Source organism: Ruegeria sp. CG11 (assembly GCF_056537245.1).
In genome coordinates, this window is sequence record NZ_JBQFRE010000027.1 from 1 (window position 1) to 19347 (window position 19347).

Annotated in this window: 9 protein-coding genes and 1 pseudogene; 1 reads left to right on the plus strand and 9 read right to left on the minus strand. The window is 54.3% G+C overall.

The window, feature by feature from the left end:
* Positions 1 to 499: 499 nt before the first annotated feature.
* Positions 500 to 1681, plus strand: a complete 1182-nt coding sequence (locus ACR0KW_RS22675) for a glycosyltransferase family 4 protein (RefSeq protein WP_480807041.1) — start codon at positions 500 to 502, stop codon at positions 1679 to 1681.
* An 837-nt stretch (positions 1682 to 2518) separates the two neighbouring features.
* Here ACR0KW_RS22675 and ACR0KW_RS22680 read toward each other — a convergent pair.
* The 9 genes and pseudogenes from ACR0KW_RS22680 to ACR0KW_RS22720 all read right to left on the minus strand — a co-directional run bounded on the left by ACR0KW_RS22680 (position 2519) and on the right by ACR0KW_RS22720 (position 19346).
* On the minus strand, positions 2519 to 3967 hold the full coding sequence (locus ACR0KW_RS22680) for a TonB-dependent receptor (RefSeq protein WP_480807042.1): 1449 nt from the start codon (positions 3965 to 3967) through the stop codon (positions 2519 to 2521).
* A complete protein-coding gene (locus ACR0KW_RS22685) occupies positions 3924 to 4598 on the minus strand; it encodes a polysaccharide biosynthesis/export family protein (RefSeq protein ID WP_480807043.1) in 675 nt (224 codons plus the stop codon). Before ACR0KW_RS22685 ends, ACR0KW_RS22680 begins: the two co-directional genes overlap by 44 nt.
* Before the next feature lie 220 nt (positions 4599 to 4818).
* Positions 4819 to 5025, minus strand: a pseudogene (locus ACR0KW_RS22690) (transposase); the annotation flags it as partial.
* A gap of 11 nt (positions 5026 to 5036) precedes the next feature.
* A complete protein-coding gene (locus tag ACR0KW_RS22695) occupies positions 5037 to 12641 on the minus strand; it encodes a malectin domain-containing carbohydrate-binding protein (RefSeq protein WP_480807044.1) in 7605 nt (2534 codons plus the stop codon).
* 248 nt (positions 12642 to 12889) lie between these two features.
* The gene (locus ACR0KW_RS22700) at positions 12890 to 14698 is read right to left on the minus strand and encodes an ABC transporter ATP-binding protein (protein WP_480807045.1); all 1809 of its coding nucleotides are present in this window, start codon (positions 14696 to 14698) and stop codon (positions 12890 to 12892) included.
* Positions 14695 to 15825 carry a nucleotidyltransferase family protein gene (locus ACR0KW_RS22705; protein ID WP_480807046.1) on the minus strand — a complete coding sequence of 377 codons (1131 nt, stop codon included), beginning with the start codon at positions 15823 to 15825 and terminating at the stop codon, positions 14695 to 14697. The genes ACR0KW_RS22700 and ACR0KW_RS22705 overlap by 4 nt, the downstream gene beginning before the upstream one ends.
* Before the next feature lie 337 nt (positions 15826 to 16162).
* Positions 16163 to 17293 (minus strand): glycosyltransferase family 4 protein, encoded by a 1131-nt coding sequence (locus ACR0KW_RS22710; protein ID WP_480807047.1) that lies wholly within the window; start codon positions 17291 to 17293, stop codon positions 16163 to 16165.
* On the minus strand, positions 17287 to 18480 hold the full coding sequence (locus ACR0KW_RS22715; RefSeq protein WP_480807048.1) for a glycosyltransferase: 1194 nt from the start codon (positions 18478 to 18480) through the stop codon (positions 17287 to 17289). Before ACR0KW_RS22715 ends, ACR0KW_RS22710 begins: the two co-directional genes overlap by 7 nt.
* The gene (locus ACR0KW_RS22720) at positions 18477 to 19346 is read right to left on the minus strand and encodes a glycosyltransferase family 2 protein (protein ID WP_480807049.1); all 870 of its coding nucleotides are present in this window, start codon (positions 19344 to 19346) and stop codon (positions 18477 to 18479) included. Before ACR0KW_RS22720 ends, ACR0KW_RS22715 begins: the two co-directional genes overlap by 4 nt.
* Position 19347 lies beyond the last annotated feature (1 nt).

The window sequence follows — 19347 nt, forward strand, 5'->3', positions numbered from 1 at the left end:
CGCAACACGATACGACCGATGTCCAAAGGTCTGCCTCTCAGCAATCGCTCTCGCAGCTCTCGTCATCTATTGGCTATGAGGCCTGAGCCTAGTTTGCTTCTGGAGAGCTCGCTCTTTGGGCCTGCCAGAAGGTCGCCGTTCTGTGCTTCTCCGGGCCCGGAAAACCAATGGAAAAATTTTCACTAAAACTTCGGTGCCTAGCCTCGGGTAGAGTGCCTGAGTACGCTCTAGTTCATGAGGCTTGACGAAGTACGAATAAAATGGAGGACTGGCGCAAAGAAGACGATAAAGTCCGATCTCATAGCGCGGCCGAGAACAATGCTCCGCCCTCACCAATCAACGGTTCAGGGGTCGATAAACCGCCCTGAACGCAAACCTTGGGAAAATTCCCGACCAAGTGGTTTGAACAACGGGAACACCTCAGTATTGGCTTACATTACGCTGAACTCCGTCCAATCATTGGGGAGAAACTCAAGATTATCGAGCGGAAGAGAGTCATATGAATAATCCTGTAATTTCAATTATCTACAATAGTTCGCGACATGTTGCCCAATCTCGTATGAGCCTTATCGCTGAAATTCAGGCTGCTGGTTACGATGTTTGTGTCCTGTCCCCGGAAGATGAGGGCACCAAGGCATTAGTAGATCACGGGGTGAAGCATTACCCAATAGATATGAGCCAGTACGGATTGAATCCGATTTCAGAGATACGATGCGCGCTGCAAATTGAAAAAATATTGAAACAAATCAAACCAGCCGCTTCTCTAAACTACACGGTAAAGCCAAACATATTCGGAAACTTTGCTGCCAAACGAGTTGGAGTCCCGGTCATTAACAATATAGCGGGGGCAGGCCAGGTATTTTCCGGCAGAAGTATAGTGTTGAGGCCGCTCGTTGTCTGGCTGTACCGAAGAGCACTTCGGCACTCCTATCGAGTTTTCTTTCAAAATTTCGACGACATGAAGATGTTCGTTAACAAAAAGGTCGTTGAAAAGGAGATTGCGAAGAGAATCCCCGGCAGTGGCGTTGATTTAGAACGGTTTTCAGTCAAACCTTTCCCAAGCGGAGTGATCAGATTCATTTTTGTTGGACGTATGCTGAAGGAAAAAGGCGTGCGAGAGTTTTTGGAGGCGGCTCAACGCTTATTGGAGAAATCCGGTCAGCCTAAAATAGCTGAGTTTCATATTGTCGGAGAGCACTCCAATCACGGGTCCTATATTGATTTTTCTATCTTAGATCAAATGGTAAGCAAAAATATGGTGGTTTACCATGGAGCAGTCAATCCTGAAGAAATTGACCAATTATTGGCGAATGCACACTGTTTGGTTTTACCATCATACTATGGCGAAGGCGTACCTCGGGTTTTGTTGGAAGCCTGCGCGGTGGGGCGTCCAATCATCACGACCGACAATGTAGGTTGTCGTGATGTTATCGATGATGGAGCCAATGGATTCAAGGTAAAGCCCCGTGATGTAAACTCTCTGCTTACAGCCTTGGAAAACTTCTGCAATTTGGATAGCGATAAAATTATGCAAATGTCCATTGAGGCAAGAGCAAAAGTTGAAAAGGAATTTGACGAATCCATTGTTATTAAAGAATATTTAGACGCAATTTCGGAAGTTACTGACGAGCAAAAAGCAGATCGTGGCCGCTCTGCCCTATCCCCTGACGTCCGCTGTTGACGCAGGCGTCCATGTTACCTGTATTTGGACGTTGATGTACGGCTGATGGGTCGTACGCCAAGCTCAGCGCCACTTGTCCCAATGCCTGTCTGTAAGAATTTGTCCTGAACATGCTGTCGGCTAAAAGGGACAACGGGCAACGCCAAGACGTCTCATCCTGACTGGGCAGTAATCCCGGAAAGCTGTGTGGCTGGATGGACGATACTGACCAAAGCCCCCGCTGGTTTTAGCTGGGGCTTACATCGTCTTTACAATTCCGGTGTTTATTCTTGTGGTCTTTGGATTTCTTTGACTGTTCCAAGTTGTACTCGGCATACACGAGTTTGTTTTGCATCGTATAGTAATACGGATGATGTCTCTTGTGTTTCGATAGCCATGTTTTCAGGTCTGAGGTAACTTTTTCCCAGTCGGAAGCTTTATAGGAATCGTACACTTCACCCTTGTAGTGGTAGCATCCGACTGTGTCCGCATGAGCTGTTGAAATGAATAACGCGGGCAATACAAAGATGCCGGATAAAGCAATGGCTTTAAAAGTTGGCATGAACAATCCTCACTAAGTACAGCCTAAACAATAACGGATGCACCGTTGAAAGTCCATTTGAACGGGAGGCAGGTCACCTGAAGCGCTGTACTTAGGTGTTCAGCACCGGCATTTGGTGAATCGCACCATCAAACCTTGGGATCAAACATCTGATTCCCAAAGGGACAACCACGACCATAGCAACTAGCGCCCGCCCGTGACTGCGAGACAATCTTTTCGGTCTTCTACAGCTTGTTGGCCATCCCCGCTTTCTGAACAAAGTGGTGAATCCGCCCAAATTGGAAAGGTTCAGTCGGTCAGGGCGAAAAGGTGAAGGATCTTTCTAGCCCGACAAAGACGGTAGTACGAGACCGATCTTCCTGCACTTCCTCAGTCAGCAAAGTGTGCGTAATTCCGCTCTCAAGCCCCCAATCCCGTGTGAGGTCATGACGGTAGGTCAATCCAACATCAAGTCGCTGACCATCGTTGCTGCCGTCACCCAGTTCGTTGCGGTCGAAAAAATCTACATTGACCCCAAAACTGGAGAGGTTGTTGATCTCCTGATCGTAGGCGGCACGCAAAGAGGTGTTGATGTCTTCGTTGTCATCTTCGTCGACCACAACCCGTTGGCTTAAGCCAAAGCTCAGTTGCGCAGCGGGCAGCTCATATAGGTACTCAACCTCAATCAACGGATCTGTTCCGACTGCATCGGTGCCTGTCACCCCCAGCGAAAAGGCCAGAGCGCCGCGGGGCAGATCCATGTCCCGGTTCACGCTAAAGAAAGACCGTCGACCATCGGCGTTGGCAAAAACCTCTGACGCATAGCGCAACCCAATGGTGCCGTTGGGCAGCGCTCGCGTGACTTCGATCTCGCCACTTATTCCGTCGTCGTCCTGTTCTGTTCCGCCGGTCCGGTCAATCCGGTCGTAGCTCAGCCCGACATCCACTGTCAGTACCGGGTTTACCTCAAGCTCAGTCGCCAGGCCAAGACTTCTGGTTTCGCGATCCGTCCCGTCTACAGCCTCGGTGGTAAAGTTCTCATAGCCACCAGTCAGGCTTAACGTAATCCGCGGGTTGAGACGGAAATCGACCTGCCCCGAAATATCATTCAGCGTACTGTCATTGAGACTAGGGTTATCGGTATCCCGAAATTTGATCTCGTTGTAATCCCAGTCGAAGCTGGCCCCGAGCGGCCCCTCCTCGCCGACAGCACCGCCTAACGCAAAACCATAGCTGACCCGTGTGCCGTCATCCTGATTGACGATATTGCCGTCCTGATCGAAATCTCGATCAGAGAGCGTCGAGTCAGTATCGACCTCACGATACCGCACATCCGCCCCGAAAAAGGCATTGCGGGTTGTTCTGTCGTAGGTGAGCGTCGCAAATGTGTTCGTAAAGTCGAAGTTATCCGGGTTGTCTTGGCGAAACTCTTCAATATCCGTCCCCAGATCCAGTGAAAAGCTCTGGATGTTCGTGACACTTTCCAAACCAAAGCCCAGAATGGTGCGCCCATAAAAATCAGAAGTACCGTCGACATCCAGATCTGGATTGTCGCTGTATTCCAGGCGCTGCGAAACATCGAAAGTCGCAAGGAGCCCTGAAGGAGGTTCTTCCGCCGACGGCACGCTCTGCGCACGAACTACAGCTCCGGCACAGCAAAAGAGGACGGCAACCACCGCCCCCTGTTGCACGGTTAAACGATTTTTCTTCTGCGCAGGTTTGTTATTCGAACAAACGTCGTTCCGGGACCAGAATAACATCACCATCCTTAAGCTCGATATCCGTTGTTACAGCCCCGTTTGCCAGAGCCTTGTAGTTTAGAATTGTTACCCGCTGGACACGCGTGCGCGGATCGGTTCGGCGCAGTTGGATGCGCTTGATCGCTGCAAACCGCGAGACACCGCCACTGACGGCCACCGCCTGCAGCAGAGTCGTGCCCTTCTGAACCTGAACCATGCCGGGATTGTTCACTTCGCCAACGAAATAGACGTCGATCGTCGGACCGGTTGCCGTTTGCGCTGGCGCGCTGAGGTCCTGAAACGGCTGCACGCCGACAAAAACCGTTGGAGGCGAAGTAAAATTAGAAGTGAGACCTTGACGCAATGAGGCCTGCACCTGACTTACTGTCTGCCTGCCGGCACGGACGGTCCCGACGAATGGGAAGGTGATTTGTCCATTAGGTAACACAGTGACTGCCCGGTTGAGACTGGGGTCTTCCAAAACTTCAATTTCCAGTACATCACCAGGTCTGATGCGATAGTCACCCTGTGCATTGGCCGTCACGGCGCTGATCAATAGAACCAGAACAAAGGAGATCAGATTAAAAAATTTCATAGTAGACGCCTCCATCGCCTTTAAGAACGGTTGTCGCAAAATTGCTTTGGTAAAACAATCCACAAGACGGTGACGCCCCAAAATCACCGTGCCAATGTATTGATTACATCACGGTTTTGGCGATTTGATCTAATTGCCCGTTATCAGGTTGTCTGAACCAGTTGAGCTAACAGAGGGCTTCGCGTCCGTCGTGCTGGCCCAATTTGAAGCCGAAGATTATTAAGCAGCTTCCCGCTATGAATGACGGGGCATCAGGGGCACAGAACCGGGACCCACCGAACCACTACCGGCTGATACCGGTAGGATCGGCGATGTGGATTCCGAGGTATTGCAGAACGATGTCTTCGGTGATGGCTCCGTTGGTAGTGGAGAAGTAACCCCTGCCCCAGAACCGGCGGCCCCAATAGCGCCTGCGCAGCGCAAGAAACTCCCGTTGCACCTTGTGGGACGAACGGCCCTTCACCTCACGCACCGAGTCAGAGAAGATAATCAAAGCTCAGTTTATATAAAGGTAAATTCATCAGCACTGGTATCGAGTAGTACTATTTCGACCCCGTTGATCAGCGGGTTTTGAATGACGTGCTGGAAGTCGATATCGATGGTTCCATCGGTGACCTCACCGACCCATTCAAATACTCCGCCAGCATCCGGGCCTAAACTTGCAACAAGGTCTAAATCGTCCAGGAACAGCTGGTCTTCAATCGATACATCGAACACCCGTGAACCGGTCTGATCGAAGAACCCCTCGCCCATGTAGAGACGCACCGCATAGGTGCCGGACTCAAGAGTGCCAGCGCCAAACTCGAGACCCATCTCCGAACCACTTGAGGGATCCCAGCGTTCCTGTGTGAAAAGGGCGGTAGGAACAGCCGCCGGGTCCACACTGACATCTAGAGAAGAGATGTTCCCGGAATAGACCTTCGTGGGCCCGCCAGCGACAACCGAAGTGTCCGCAATCCAGTCTGGTCCGCCATCCACTGCGGCCACATCCGAATTGCCCCCGTTCCAGCGATAGAGAACCGTGCCGCCAACCGGCGCGTCATTATCGGTGATATCAAGTGAACCCGATACCGTCATCCCGAGCTCTATCCCAGCAGATGGGTTCGAGATCGTGAAGGTTGCCGTCTCCAGGTTCTCGATATCCGTATCGTCTGCCACGTTGAGTATGATGCTGGCAGAATTGGCTCCGTCCGGAATGGTTATTGAGGCAGGGATGGCCGTCGTGAAATCCGAAGCAGAAACGCCACTGCCACTCAGGACCAGATCGACGGTCTGATCGCCGGTCACTGCGAACGAGGTGGTCACGGTAATCGTCACCTCAGTACCTGCATCCTCAGTTCCGGTCGACGGAGTCACCGAAACGCTGGCGTCAGGCGTTGAGCTGTATTCCAGATAGATCGGATCTGTAACTGCACCCAGCGGGAGGTCGTTATTGCTGGTATCGATGACACTGGCGACAAACCCGAGCGGCAGTTGGTCTTCTCCGAGGAAATCATAAAGCGCGACGTCGGTGAAATCGAACAGGTTGGTAATATCCTGATCTGTGCCATCAAGCACGACATCCACAGTCTGAAATTCAACTGCGTTGTTTGCCGGGAAATCTTCGGCCCCAAGAGCTGCAAGCTGTGCATCAAGTTGCGATTTGTAAGGTTCGGTGAAGTTGTTGGTTACCGGCTGAATGAACCCTTTGGTCAGGACGATCCGCGCGGTGGCACCCGCAGGTCCGCTGACGACAACTGTCGGGCCAGCGACATTGTATTTACCAACCTCTCCTTCGGAAAGACCATTTATGCTGAGTTGGACAGCCGTATTTGGAGAGGCCTGATCCGCCAGTCCAATCGAACCGCCCTGGGACCCATCACTCTGGAGTTGGCCGGTCGCGGTGGATCCATCGGTAAATGTGACTGTGAACGACGAACCGATGAGTTCCGCACCGGACACGCCCCCTACATCCCATGAGGGAGATGACCCGCTATCAAGCGGGCCTTTCTGAGACCCGGCAATGGAGTTCGGGTCCATGTCAATTGAAAAGCCCAATGAATCTCCGTTCTCGAACCCGCCGTCTACCTGCGGATCAAAGTTGAGTACAATCCCGGAATATCCGGCAGTCCCGCCGGCTCCGATGTAGGATGCATTTGTCGGGGCCTGAACGCCGGTGAATCCGTCAAAATTGATCTCAAGCTCTTTGGAGGCCGTGTCGCCTGCGAGGCCAAACGGATCAAACACGCTATCCGGGTAAAGCGCATTTGTTACATCGATCTGGATAGACGAAATTACTTTTGACCCAACATTGGTGACGACAAATGAGTTGTTATCATAGGTAGAAGTCTGGACGTTGTTGACGCCGGCATTGACCGACAAGGTCGCGGCACCGATGTTCGTGTCGTTTGGATCATCTGCGACAGTAACCGCAATGTCCTGGGTGACCGTATTTGTGCCATCGAACGCGCTGACGGTCACATTGTAGACGTTGTCGCCACCAGCATCGGCGGGGGCTTCAAAATCCGGAGCTGCTAGAAAGCTGAGCGCTCCGGATGTCTGGTCGATTGCAAAGAGACCAGCATCTGCACCACCCGCAATGGCAAACTGGATCGCGTCGTCCTCAGGATCGGTTGCACTGACCGTGCCGACGGCTGTCGAGTTCTCAGTGATGCCAAACGCCGAAGACGACGTGAAGCTGGGCGCCTGGTTGGGAGGCGCATCGTTATCGGTGATATCAAGCGTACCCGATACCGTCGTCCCAAGCACTACTCCTGCGGACGGGTTAGAGATTGTGAAGGTTGCCGTCTCCAGGTTCTCGATATCCGTATCGTCTGCCACGTTGAGAATGATGCTGGCAGAATTGGCGCCGTCCGGGATGGTTATTGAGGCAGGAACTGCCGTCGTGAAATCCGAGGCAGAAACGCCGCTGCCACTCAGGGCTAGATCTACGGTCTGATCGCCGGTTACGGCAATCAAGGTGGTCACGGTGATCGTAACCTGCGTACCCTCATCTTCGGACCCAATCGACGGGGTTACGGACAGGCTTGCAACAGGAGAGGTGCCAAGTTGAATGATCTCGACCCCGTTGATCAGCGGGTTTTGAATGACGTGCTGGAAGTCGATATCGATGGTTCCATCGGTGACCTCACCGACCCATTCAAATACTCCGCCAGCATCCGGGCCTAAACTTGCAACAAGGTCTAAATCATCTAGGAACAATTGGTTTTCAATCGATACATCGAACACCCGTGAACCGGTCTGATCGAAGAACCCCTCGCCCATGTAGAGACGCACCGCATAGGTGCCGGACTCAAGAGTGCCAGCGCCAAACTCGAGACCCATCTCCGAACCACTTGAGGGATCCCAGCGTTCCTGTGTGAAAAGGGCGGTAGGAACAGCCGCCGGGTCCACACTGACATCTAGAGAAGAGATGTTCCCGGAATAGACCTTCGTGGGCCCGCCAGCGACAACCGAAGTGTCCGCAATCCAGTCTGGTCCGCCATCCACTGCGGCCACATCCGAATTGCCCCCGTTCCAGCGATAGAGAACCGTGCCGCCAACCGGCGCATCCAGATCGTTGACGGTGATGTCGAAGGTGGACGTGACATCCGGATTGACCCCGTCAGAAGCGGTGATCGAGGCAGTGTAAACGCCGGTGGGCGAAATATCCGGTGTGGACCAGCTGAAATCGCCGGTGCCATCACCATTGTCGATAAAGCTGTAGCCGGTGACGGGCGTGCCGCTGGAATCCTCCAGCGCCACGGACAGCGTGATCGTATCGCCGTCCGCATCCGTTGCCACCACCTGGGTCGTCGCTATCTCAAGCTCGTCAACGACCAGATCGGGCACTGCGGTGATCACAGGTGCCTGATTGGGGGGATTCAACGGATCAACGGTCGCCGTAATCGTTGAGGTTGTCGGGGAACCGCCCTGGCTCCACCACAGTGTATAGCTTCCGGCGCCAAGTGGCGTTGCAAAGCCAATCGTCCCAAGCCCGCCTGCATTTTCGATAACGCCGTCGGCCATATTGGCCAGAAGATCATTTCCAATACCGAATTCGTCGTAAATCACCCCGCCAAGCAGGTTCGAGGCATCAGGATTTTCCGGGGTTTCAGTAAACTGTGTGCCCGCCTGCATGCCAAGGAAGGTGGCGTTGGTGATGTTCACATCGTAATCGGCATAGTCGCTCAGGGTGAGGGACGTGAGCACATGGTCCGTTGGGACAACAATCGTGACATAGTCGTAATCCCGCGTCGGGTCACCATCCTGAGTAGAGACCAGAACCGTGTCTCCCTGCGTCAGATTGACGACGGTCGGGTTCAAACCGTCATCCGAGAAATCTCCGATATTTGTCCCGTTTACGCTGTCCTCAAGGTCATCGATTGTGACGGTTGCAACGGCCGTTCCGATTGTGGCATTCGCACCGCTGACATTTGTCACGTGAACCTCGAACGCTTCCTGGCCCTCGATTTCAGCATCGGGCAACAGGGCGACAGCAATGTCGAGCGTGGTCTGACCCTCCGCGATCTGACCACTGCCGGAATAATAACCGGTTACAGCGTCGTATGTCAGGCCAGCTGCTGTGTAGTCCAACTCTGGCGTTGCGCCGCCTGCGATGGGGCGTAACTCAAAGTCGACATCGACGGTCTGTCCGGACGGCACGGCCGTTGCAGAGGTGATGCTGAGAGAGACTGTTCCATCTGTCTCGGAAAAATTCCCGGCATTTGCCGAAACGACCGGATCAACAGGTGTCGTGTCCAGCTTGACGATTTCGACGCCATTAATCACTGGGTTTTGAATGACGTGCTGGAAGTCGATATCGATGGTCCCATCGGTGACCTCGCCGACCCATTCAAATACTCCACCGGCATCCGCACCAAAGCTTGCAACAAGGTCTACATCGTCCAGGAACAGTTGGTTTTCAATCGATACATCGAACACCCGTGAACCGGTCTGATCGAAGAACCCCTCGCCCATAAGAAGCCGTACCGCATAGATGCCAGTCTCAAGAGTGCCATCGCCAAACTCGAGACCCATCTCTGAGCCACTTGAGGGATCCCAGCGTTCCTGTGTGAAAATACCGGTTGGAATCGTATATTGCGATGCACTGGCATCCAGTGTGGAGATGTTTCCGGTATAGATCTTCGTGGGTCCACCAACAACAACCGAAGGGTCTGCAATCCAGTCTGCTCCACCATCCACAGCAGCCACATCTGAACTGCCAGCGTTCCAGCGATAGAGAACCGTTCCTGTGGTCTCAACGGCATCCTGACCAGTGACTTCGATCCAATCCCAGGAGGCGGCAAAACTGTCGTCCCCGGTTGGCGCGGACGAGACAAGACCAACAACGGCACCAGTAAGGTTGCCATTGTTGTTATACTGCCCAAGGATCGCATCTCTTACATCGGCAGGCAGGGACAGTGCACTTGTGCTCACCCAATCGGTGAACGCGCCATCGTCGACATATCGCGCACGCGCCGAGATCGTCGGCGCCCCAAGCGTCAGATCAACATCAAGCGCAATTTGCAGATTGGGGTCTGATATACCCCGTACAGGATTGTCGATGCCGGGAATTTCAACAAATACCGTGTTCGGAACATCGTTTTCTTCAACAATAAGCTGCAGGCCAAATTTTGGCGTTCCGCTACTCGCATCCACTGCGATTGTTGCTTCCACAAAGGTGCTTTGATCTCCGGGGCCGACCATCAGGCCGAATTTTTCGCCACCATCCCAAGCCTTGGAGGCATCCGTATTTGGCGTATAGCTGAACACGTTCAGCATTTCGCTCGTGATAGTAAGGCCGCTCAGATTGTCCTGTATTTCGAATCCGATCCCCAGAACATCCGCCTGATCGTTTGCGGTGCCAACCGCATTGCCGGTATCCGCAACATCGATACTGACAAAAGTGGACGCCCCACCCAAATTCCAGATACCCGGATTATAAAGGGCCGGGCTGCCATCGGTGGTTACCTGAGTATCAATCCCGTTGCGCCAGACCGCGTTAATCCCGATATCGCCAGCTATACTGTCACCGCTGGGGATGGCCCCAGGAGGTGTGGTTGGAGTACTCAATTCGAACTGCCATGTCAGGGTCTCGTTCGGCCCCACAACGACGCCGCGACCGTCCAGCGGATCGCCAACATGGCTGTCATTGATGTTGTCCTGACCATCAAGGTCAAGATCTGTACTTGGATCAATTGGCTGACCGCCGGGGATAAAGAACGTCACATTGTCAGCACCGTAAGTCCCGGCGATAATCAGACCCGCAAAATCATCAACCCCGTCACCGTCATTATCGATGAATGTACCCAGCCCGTTGTCGCCCAGAGTGGCGACTGTCAGCGGTGTCGAGCCAAATCCATTGATTGTACCCAAGCTCTGGACCGAATCCGTTCGTCCGTCACCATCGGTATCAATGGGCTTTTCAAAATAGAGATTTCCATTGAAGGAAGCTGCAACAATGACTCCGTTCAGGGCACCATCGAAATGTGTGGCGGTGTACTCTGCCAAGCCGTTTGTCGAGGCATTTACCGTCTTCAACGAACCATCAACACTGTCATCAAAGAGTTGAGACTCGGGGGAATAGAGTGTGCCGTCCTGAACGCTTGTGCCGTCATAATAAGCGGTCGGGTCGCTGATCGAACTTCCCGGGTGGATCCAGTTATAGCCCGAGACTACATCGTGAAGGTCCGCCGGAAGCCCGGTCGTGCCGGTAACATCAACCCAATTACCATTGCCCTGCTCTTCATACACAATCAGGAGCGCGGCGAGATAGGCCTGTGCCTCAGTCTCATTGGCAAAGATCACATCGCCATTTGTATTCAAAAGCGGATTACCCGCACCAGGTATGTAGTTCCCATCAGCATCAAATGTAGCTGCCAGAATAGCCGCAGCAGCCCGTATCGGAGAAGCAAATCCACCGTAGGGCCCAAACTCATCCGAGGTATCCCCGGCATAGTGCAACTGGTCCCCGAAACCTTGTGATCCTGATTCATTGAACAGATTTGTCGCAAGCTCTTTTGTCCAGTCCTGGACATAGTTAATGGCGTCGCCCGGCGTATCGTCCACGAATGGAATCGGCTGACCGCCCCAGCCCGTGTTTGGCCCGTTATCCCAGGTAAAGACCTCACCCGCTTCGGTGACTTCCACATCATACGGATTGCGGTATCCCGGCGAATGTATCTGCAGGGGATTGTCCACGAATTGCAGCTGTCCGCCGATGCTGACCAGAACCTTTTCAACAACCTTTGCCGCGTTCAGGCCATTGTTGCCGCCTGCCCAATCAGGGTTGAGTTCACCGTTTGTGCCCGTCCCGTTGTCATCCAGAGTGAAATTCGGAGCGTCCTCGGGATTCAGAATGTTCAGGGTCGAAAGGTCGATATTTGGTCGCGAAGGATCGTCCAGCGTCGCCAGATCCAGAATGAACTCTTCGCCATTCCCGTCCACCCGGACATCGTAGCCCTCAAGAACGGTCAGATCGATCTTCAGGATCGTTCCGGAATAGGGGTAGTCGACCGTTCCGGCAAAGTTATTCCCTGGAGCACCGTTGTTGGTGTTGCCGCCGACAGCGACCCAGAGAATCTCGTGCCCGGTTACCGGATCAATCGCGATGTCAAATCCGTTGACCGAATGGTTTTCTTCGGACCTCGGCAGGCCACGCACAATGGCGATATTCGAGAGAACCTCACCCGTATCAGGGTCCAGGGTAATTTTGTGAATCTGGCTGGAATTGGTGTCAAGATTGGCGTCATTGCCAACGGCAATGCGCGAGTCGGATGAATTGACGTAAAGAACATCGTTTCCGTTTGCGTCGGTGGTCGTGATCAGCCCGGTCATCTGACGGGTGGTCATCGCGTTGGCCGACCCGTCATCATCGTAGTTCTGGGTGCCTGTCTTTACATCATCGATAAGGGTGGAACTCGTGACGACAAAGTCCGGCAGAGTATCGGCATCGGGGCCATCGGCCTGACGCTCGACTTCCAGCCGCCATATACTGCCATCCTGCTGAGCAACAAATAGAACCGGGTTACCGGTTTTGCTGAAATCCAATGCTGTCGGATTATTGACCGCCTCACCCTGTAGACCAGTAACGCCAAAAGAAATATCTGGGTTAGAAAAAGCCATCTAACACTCCACACACAAACATAAACACAACACATCGGAGGGCCGCCGGCCGAATAATGGACCTGAATTAGAGGTGGATGCTCGTCACCCTCCGAGCCAAACACCCTCAAAGTATGTTGCAAAAACGTTCGAAAGTTAAGATTTTTTTAGCCATTCTTTTCCCGGCCATATACACCGGCCATATACAAATGTGAACAAATCTAGGGATTGTACCCGCCTGACGGGAGGCTTCCGCTGGTGGCACACCTTCACACCATTTCGCGATAATGCCGCCCCTGACGCTCGAACAGATCGGCATAATGGCCCCGGGCGGCGATCAGGTCATCATGGGTGCCGTGTTCGATAATCCTTCCGTTATCAAGCACATAGGTATAGTCCGCCATCCGCACGGTAGACAGCCTGTGGCTGATGATCAGAGCGGCCCGGTGCCCGATCTTCTCGCGGAAATTTTCGAACAGCTCAAATTCCGCATTGGGATCCATGGCACTTGTCGGTTCGTCCATGATGATAAAATCGGATGCGGGGAAAAAGGCCCGGGCCAGTGCCACGCGCTGCCATTGTCCCAGACTCAGCTCGCGCCCGTTGTCAAACATTCGGGTTAGCGGTGTGGCATAGCCCTGATCCAGTGTTCTTATGAAGCTGTCCGCATCCGCACGACGGGCAGCCTCGACAATTCTGGGGCTGTCTTCCGGCAAACGGACATCACCAAAACGAATATTCTCAGCTGCGGTTGTAGCGTAACGCGAATAGTCCTGAAAAATCACGCTGAAGAGCCTGCGATAGTCCACCGGATCAAACTCGCGGATATCCTGCCCGTCCAGCGTGATGCGGCCCTGATTGGGGTCATACAGCCTTGCCATAAGTTTAATCAGGGATGTTTTGCCAGATCCGTTCTGCCCCACCAGCGCGACCACCTGACCGGGCTTGACAGTCAGGTTGATGCCCTCAAGCGCCGGGGCATTGTTGCTGGGATACTGGAACGTCACATTCTCGAAGCGCAGACCGGATGTGATCGGGGCTGGCAAGGGTTCGGGCACTGCCCGGGAGATGATTTCAGGTTCGACTGACAAGAAACCGAACAACTGCCCCAGAAAAAGCTGGTCGTCATAAAGCTTGGAAACGTGGCGGACGAATTCCTGCCCGCTGCTTTCTGCCCGGCGAAAAAGAAGCACAAAGAGCACCAGATCGCCGACGCTCAAATCCCCCGCCAGCGTCCGCATCACCAGAAACGATACAGCGCCCGCAAAGATGAGCGCGCCCAGCCCCGAGACCACAAGCTCGGCAATTGCTCTGCGTTTCTCAATGGCGTAATGCTCTGCACGTATGCGTTTTCTCAGGTTGGAATAGAGCTCTTTAAGATGGGAGCCCAAATCGCCAAGCCGCAGTTCCTTGGCGTGGATATCCGAGATGATCAGCCAGTCCAGATAGCCTGCCCGTCTTTCAAGCTGGACGCGATCCTTCTGCCATTTGAAAAGGGTCTTGGTAAACTTCAACCGGATAAACAACACCGCCAGCATGGCCAGCAAAATGGCGGGCAATAGCCGCCATTCGATGCTGGCGAGCATGACAAGAATGGCAACCAGATAGAGTGCACTCTTGAAAAGTAGCAGAACGGTCGAGATCACCTGGGCTGGCCGCTGCGAGCCTGCTGCCCGCGCCCGCTCGAGCGAGTCAAAATAAGCGGGGCTTTCGTAGAAACCCAGATCGATACTGACAGCACGGTTGTGGATCTCGCGGTCCACATAATCGGCCACCAGCATGCCTTGAGCTGTCCGCGCGAGGTTGGCCAATGTCTGGATAGTCACCGCCCCTAAGAGACCGGCACCTGTGAGCACGAGATAGAAGAAAACCGGCCCCGTATCGACGTTACCTTCAGCAGCGAATTCGGTTGAGATCACGTCAATGAGCAATTTGATGCAATAAAGCACACCTATGCCCACAACCACCTCGATGGCGGTCATGACAGAGACGATCACACTCATCTTCATACTGCTGTAGCGCAGCAGACGGAACACTTTGGGCCAGACTGTCAGGCTGGTTTTGATTTTCGACTTCACTGACCAGCATCTCGCTTGTGAAAGAAAAACAGATGTCGCTTCAGAATGCCGAGCGGCTTGGAGACATAGTAGATCCACTGCAATCCGCGTGGCAGGGGCCAGGCCTCGTATTCGTCATAGCCTGGCAGAACCCGGGAGAGACGTGTCAGGGTGCGCGCGCGCTTGCGCACCTTCGGCGACGCCATCCATTTGAACGGCAGCCCCAAAAGCTCCTCTCCTTCACGCAGATCATATTCCAGCTGCAAATCCCCAGGCAGGTTCTTCAGGCAAATGGCCGCCAGTTCGGCGCCCTGACTGTCGCCTTTGGCCAGTGTGCTAGCTTCACCGGACACCGCGATCTGATGAAGCTCCAGACAGGCCTCGACATTCGAACGCAGACCCAGTTCCGCAGCCCGCGCCAGAACCGCGCTCCGGTCAAAGGCAGGATGGGAGATTATCGCATCGAGATCGGCGATCCAATGCAGGCGCGACCAGATATGGCGGGTATTGTGGTAGCAGACATAGCAAAAGAAATCAGCGGTAGGCATGACGCCGTAGCGCAATCTTTCGTCAGGGATTGTTTCGCGGCGCTGCAATGCCTCCTGGACTTCAAAGAGTCCGAGCCTTTTGTCGATATTCCAATGGACCTCGATCACTATATTGTCCGGTGTCACAAGCGTCGCCACGGTCTTGTAGGTCAGAATGGCGTTGAGATCGCGTTTACTGACCTGACAGCTCTTCAGTTCGTTCCTGTCGACGATTTGATAGCCTTGGGACAGTGCATGGTGCACAAGTTTTTTCCGATCCTCGGGCGACACAAGAATATCTATATCGCGTGCAAAGCGCAGACCCGGATCATCATAATAGCGCGCGGCAAGGCTGGGACCTTTGAGATAGACATGGGCAAGGTTGAGCGGAGCCACGCAATTACTGTGAAACTTCCGTTGGGCGGCCAGAACACGTAACGCTCCAAAAGTAATGGGTAAAACCTGAACGCGCATAGCATCGAGCATAGGCGCATAGGTCTCGTCCAGCTTTAAGCTCTGTAAATTGCGATAGACAAAAGGCAGGCTGAACTTGCGCTGCGCGATATCTGTAAACATCGGCCAGTCATGGACTCGCGCGCAAAGCTCGCGGGCGCGATCCATGTCCTGAGGCGGAATAACAGCCCGGGACAGAAACAGAAGCGCATCGCAAATTGGCGCCGGGATGGGTTGAAGCCGCCCCATTCAGGCCTCAAATTCCGGCACGGTCAAAGCGCACTGCGCCTGAGGGAGGTGCTTCTCCACGAGCGAGTGGTAAAACATCGTAGTTCCTGATCCTTCTGAAATTTTGTACCGTATCATCAAATGCCCAGCCTCATTTCCATGAGCTAATTCGTGGTAGAGTTTCGGAAACAAGGTGGGTGTATAAAGAGTCCAAGACGACCACACCTATAGGTATTTCTCCCCAAAACGCTCCCACAGTAACCTTCATTGCCTGCCCTCAGCGCCCCACATCAATAAACAAATCCCGTAACTCTCTTGCGCAATCATCCCATGAAAAAAGACCTGCGCGCGCGAGACCCTGTGAAATTTTCGCCTCCCTGAGATCCGTATCCGCGCAGATAGAACATATAGCCTGCGCAATCTCGGAAACGTTGTCGGGGTCAACAAGCAGACCCGCATCTCCAGCCACTTCCGGCAGGGATGACGTGTTTGATGTGATCACCGGCACACCCGAGGCCATTGCCTCAAGCACCGTCAGGCCGAAGCCTTCATAAAGCGAGGGATGGATATAGAGCGACGCCCGCCGGTAAAGTGCGCGAAGCTGTTCATCCGTCACATAATCCAGCAGGTGAACCCGATTCAGCAGGGTGCCGTCATCCAGTTCCTTCAGCGCGGTTTCGGTTTCCCATCCCGCGCCACCGACCAGAACCAGATGGTGGTCGATCTTGTCCTGCACCTGCTTAAGCGCGCGCAGGACCCCCTGCACATTCTTGCGCGGGCTGATCTTTCCCGCCGTCAGAATGACAGGCACATCGTCAGGCGGAAGGTTCAGCCCGGCCAGACAAGCCATATCGCTTGGCGCAAGAAACTCTGGCGAAACCCCCTCTTTGATCACGCGGATCCGATCCGCCACATGGGCGCCAAGATAGCCTTCGACCTCGTCTGCTGTGGATTGCGAAACGCAGACGATCGCGTCGGCACGGGCTTCGGCCTGCCGCAGGCTTTTCTCCATGATCCAGGGCTTGGTATTGGTGAAATACTCTGGATGTGTAAGCGGCCCCAGATCGTGGACAGTCACCACGTAAGGTTTCCGCGTGGCAATCGCATATCCCAACGAAACCGCATGGACCACATCCACGGGCCCGCCAATCAACCGCTCCAATGTAGGCATATCGAGATAATGCCAAGCCAGCGGCGTCAGCCTGCGCCCCAGCGTGACCAGTTCAAGCCCTGTATCCGCCTGCATAGCAGACAGCCTTTCGGGTGACAGCGAGGACCAGGCCGCCACCGGCCGGATGGTAAGGTCATCGCACTTGCGCAAACCCCGGTACATCTCATGTGCGTAACGGGTGATGCCATGCCCCTGAGTCGTCGCAAACTGGTTGGAGAAATAGGCAACATTTAACACTGTGCGCCATGCCTCTTCTGCTGGGCCTGAATATCCGGAAAAAACCGCTCAATGATTGTGTCCACCTTTGCCTGCCAGCTATGCCGGGCAGCAAAAGCCGATACCGTGGATTTCTGGTTGTCCATGTCGGCCAGGATCGCCTCTACCGCCGGCGGTATATCCGCATCTGTCCCGATCTGCATAACAGGCGGGTTCAGCGTGTCGAATTCGTCATGGGCGGTTGAGAGCACGGGCAGCCCGGCGGCGGTATATTCATAAAGCTTGAGCGGGTTCTGCCCGCGATAGACCTCCTGCCGCCCGCGATCATAAAGCATCACGCCGATATCCGCGGCCTTGAGGTACGCGGGCAAATCGGGCGGGGCTTTCGGGCCCAACAGCGAGACCGTGTCCGGCATCTGACCCGCCAGATCACGTGCCCATTGCGCCTGTGGACCGATCAGTATCAATGATCCACCTCGTGCTTCCATCTCTTTGGACAGGGCTGCAAAGAGGCCCGGATCGCCCTTTGCCAGCACGCCGCACCAGACAGCGCGAGGGCGGGGCAAATGCGCGACCTCGTCCGGGGTGGCGGTTTCCGCCTGATAGATTTCCAGCTCGGCCCCCTGCCCCAGAACCGTCACTTTGCTGGCGGGAACACCCAGATCTTTCACCAGATAAGTCTGCAGGCTTGTGCCAATGACATAGACTGCGTCCGCCTGCGCATAATCCTGACGCTCCAGCGGTACAACCGCCGCACCGCGAAAGGCCGGATAGTAATCGACGACATGAAAAACGACCCGCGCCCGGTGAAAGCTTTTTTTCAGCGCCCCGACGCTGCCCGGCACGGTGGTCCAGATGAGATCGGGCTCTGACCTCTCCTGCGATGTCACGCCGGACCGGAGCGACGGTATCATGAACCGGTATTTCAGAAAGGACGCCGCAAGGGTACTCAGGGGCCAGACATCGCGGACCGGCATGGGTGTCGCTAAATTCAGGACCCGCACCCCTCTGTCCGTGTACGGTGCTTTCTTCCATTCCTGCACATAGCCCTTGCCGCGCAGCAGATGCACAGGATCAAGCGGGTTTTCCAGATAACTCACATCAAACCCGCGCTGCGCAAACAGCCGGGCCAGAACCTTGGTCGAACACTGGACGTCGGAACTCCATAGTGTCGGCCGGTGGAACAGGATATGCGGGGTCAAAGTCATTCGGCGGCAGGTTTTTTCGGGTCTGGTACCGCTGTCGAAACAGATGCATCCGCCCACATCGCGTTCAGATCTTTGTCGAGCTGTTCCCGCGCGATCGCGTTCTGCCGGTCCCAGACAACCGCATTCGCTCTGAAAATTGCCGTGGCCGAATGGACTGCCGAGATAAAGCCCGGCGTGCCATCCAGAAACCCGCGCTTCACCAGATATTTGCGAACAAATTCCGCAAACGGGCGCCCTGCTACATCAATCCATGTGACTGGACGGCCGCGGCCTTCGACACCTTTTGTAACCTCCTCCAGATAGGTTGCACTTTTGCGGATGCGCTTCTCGAAGTCATCTTCATTGAAATGGATCATCAGCCCCTCAAGCTGACCGATCCGCTCGGCGGGTGCATCTATCAGGCAATCTTCGTGGAACATGCCGCCAAAGCGAAATTTGTCTCGTCGTGCCAGATGGACCAGATTCCAATCCCGCCAGCCGCCACCCTTCATGGGACGGTGCATGAAATAGTTCAGACGCCGGTAGCGATAACCGTCCTTTCCCGTATCGGTAATGCCCTCAAGGATTTCTCTGGCCAGCTCAGGGCTGACACGCTCATCAATATCCATATGCAGCAACCAGTCGCTGGTGGCCGCATCAATCCCTTTGTTGCGCTGGTGGCTGAAATACTCGCCGTCGGCGCGTGGGCTTTTGAGGAATTTTACCTTGTCGCCATAGGCCTGCGTCATCTCTTCCGTCCGGTCCGTCGAGCCGTCATCCACAATCACGATCTCATCGACCCAATGGACGAGATTTTCCAGAAAGCCGCCGATATCCCGCTCTTCGTTATAAGAGATCGAGACAACCCCAAGACTTGGACGCTGCATA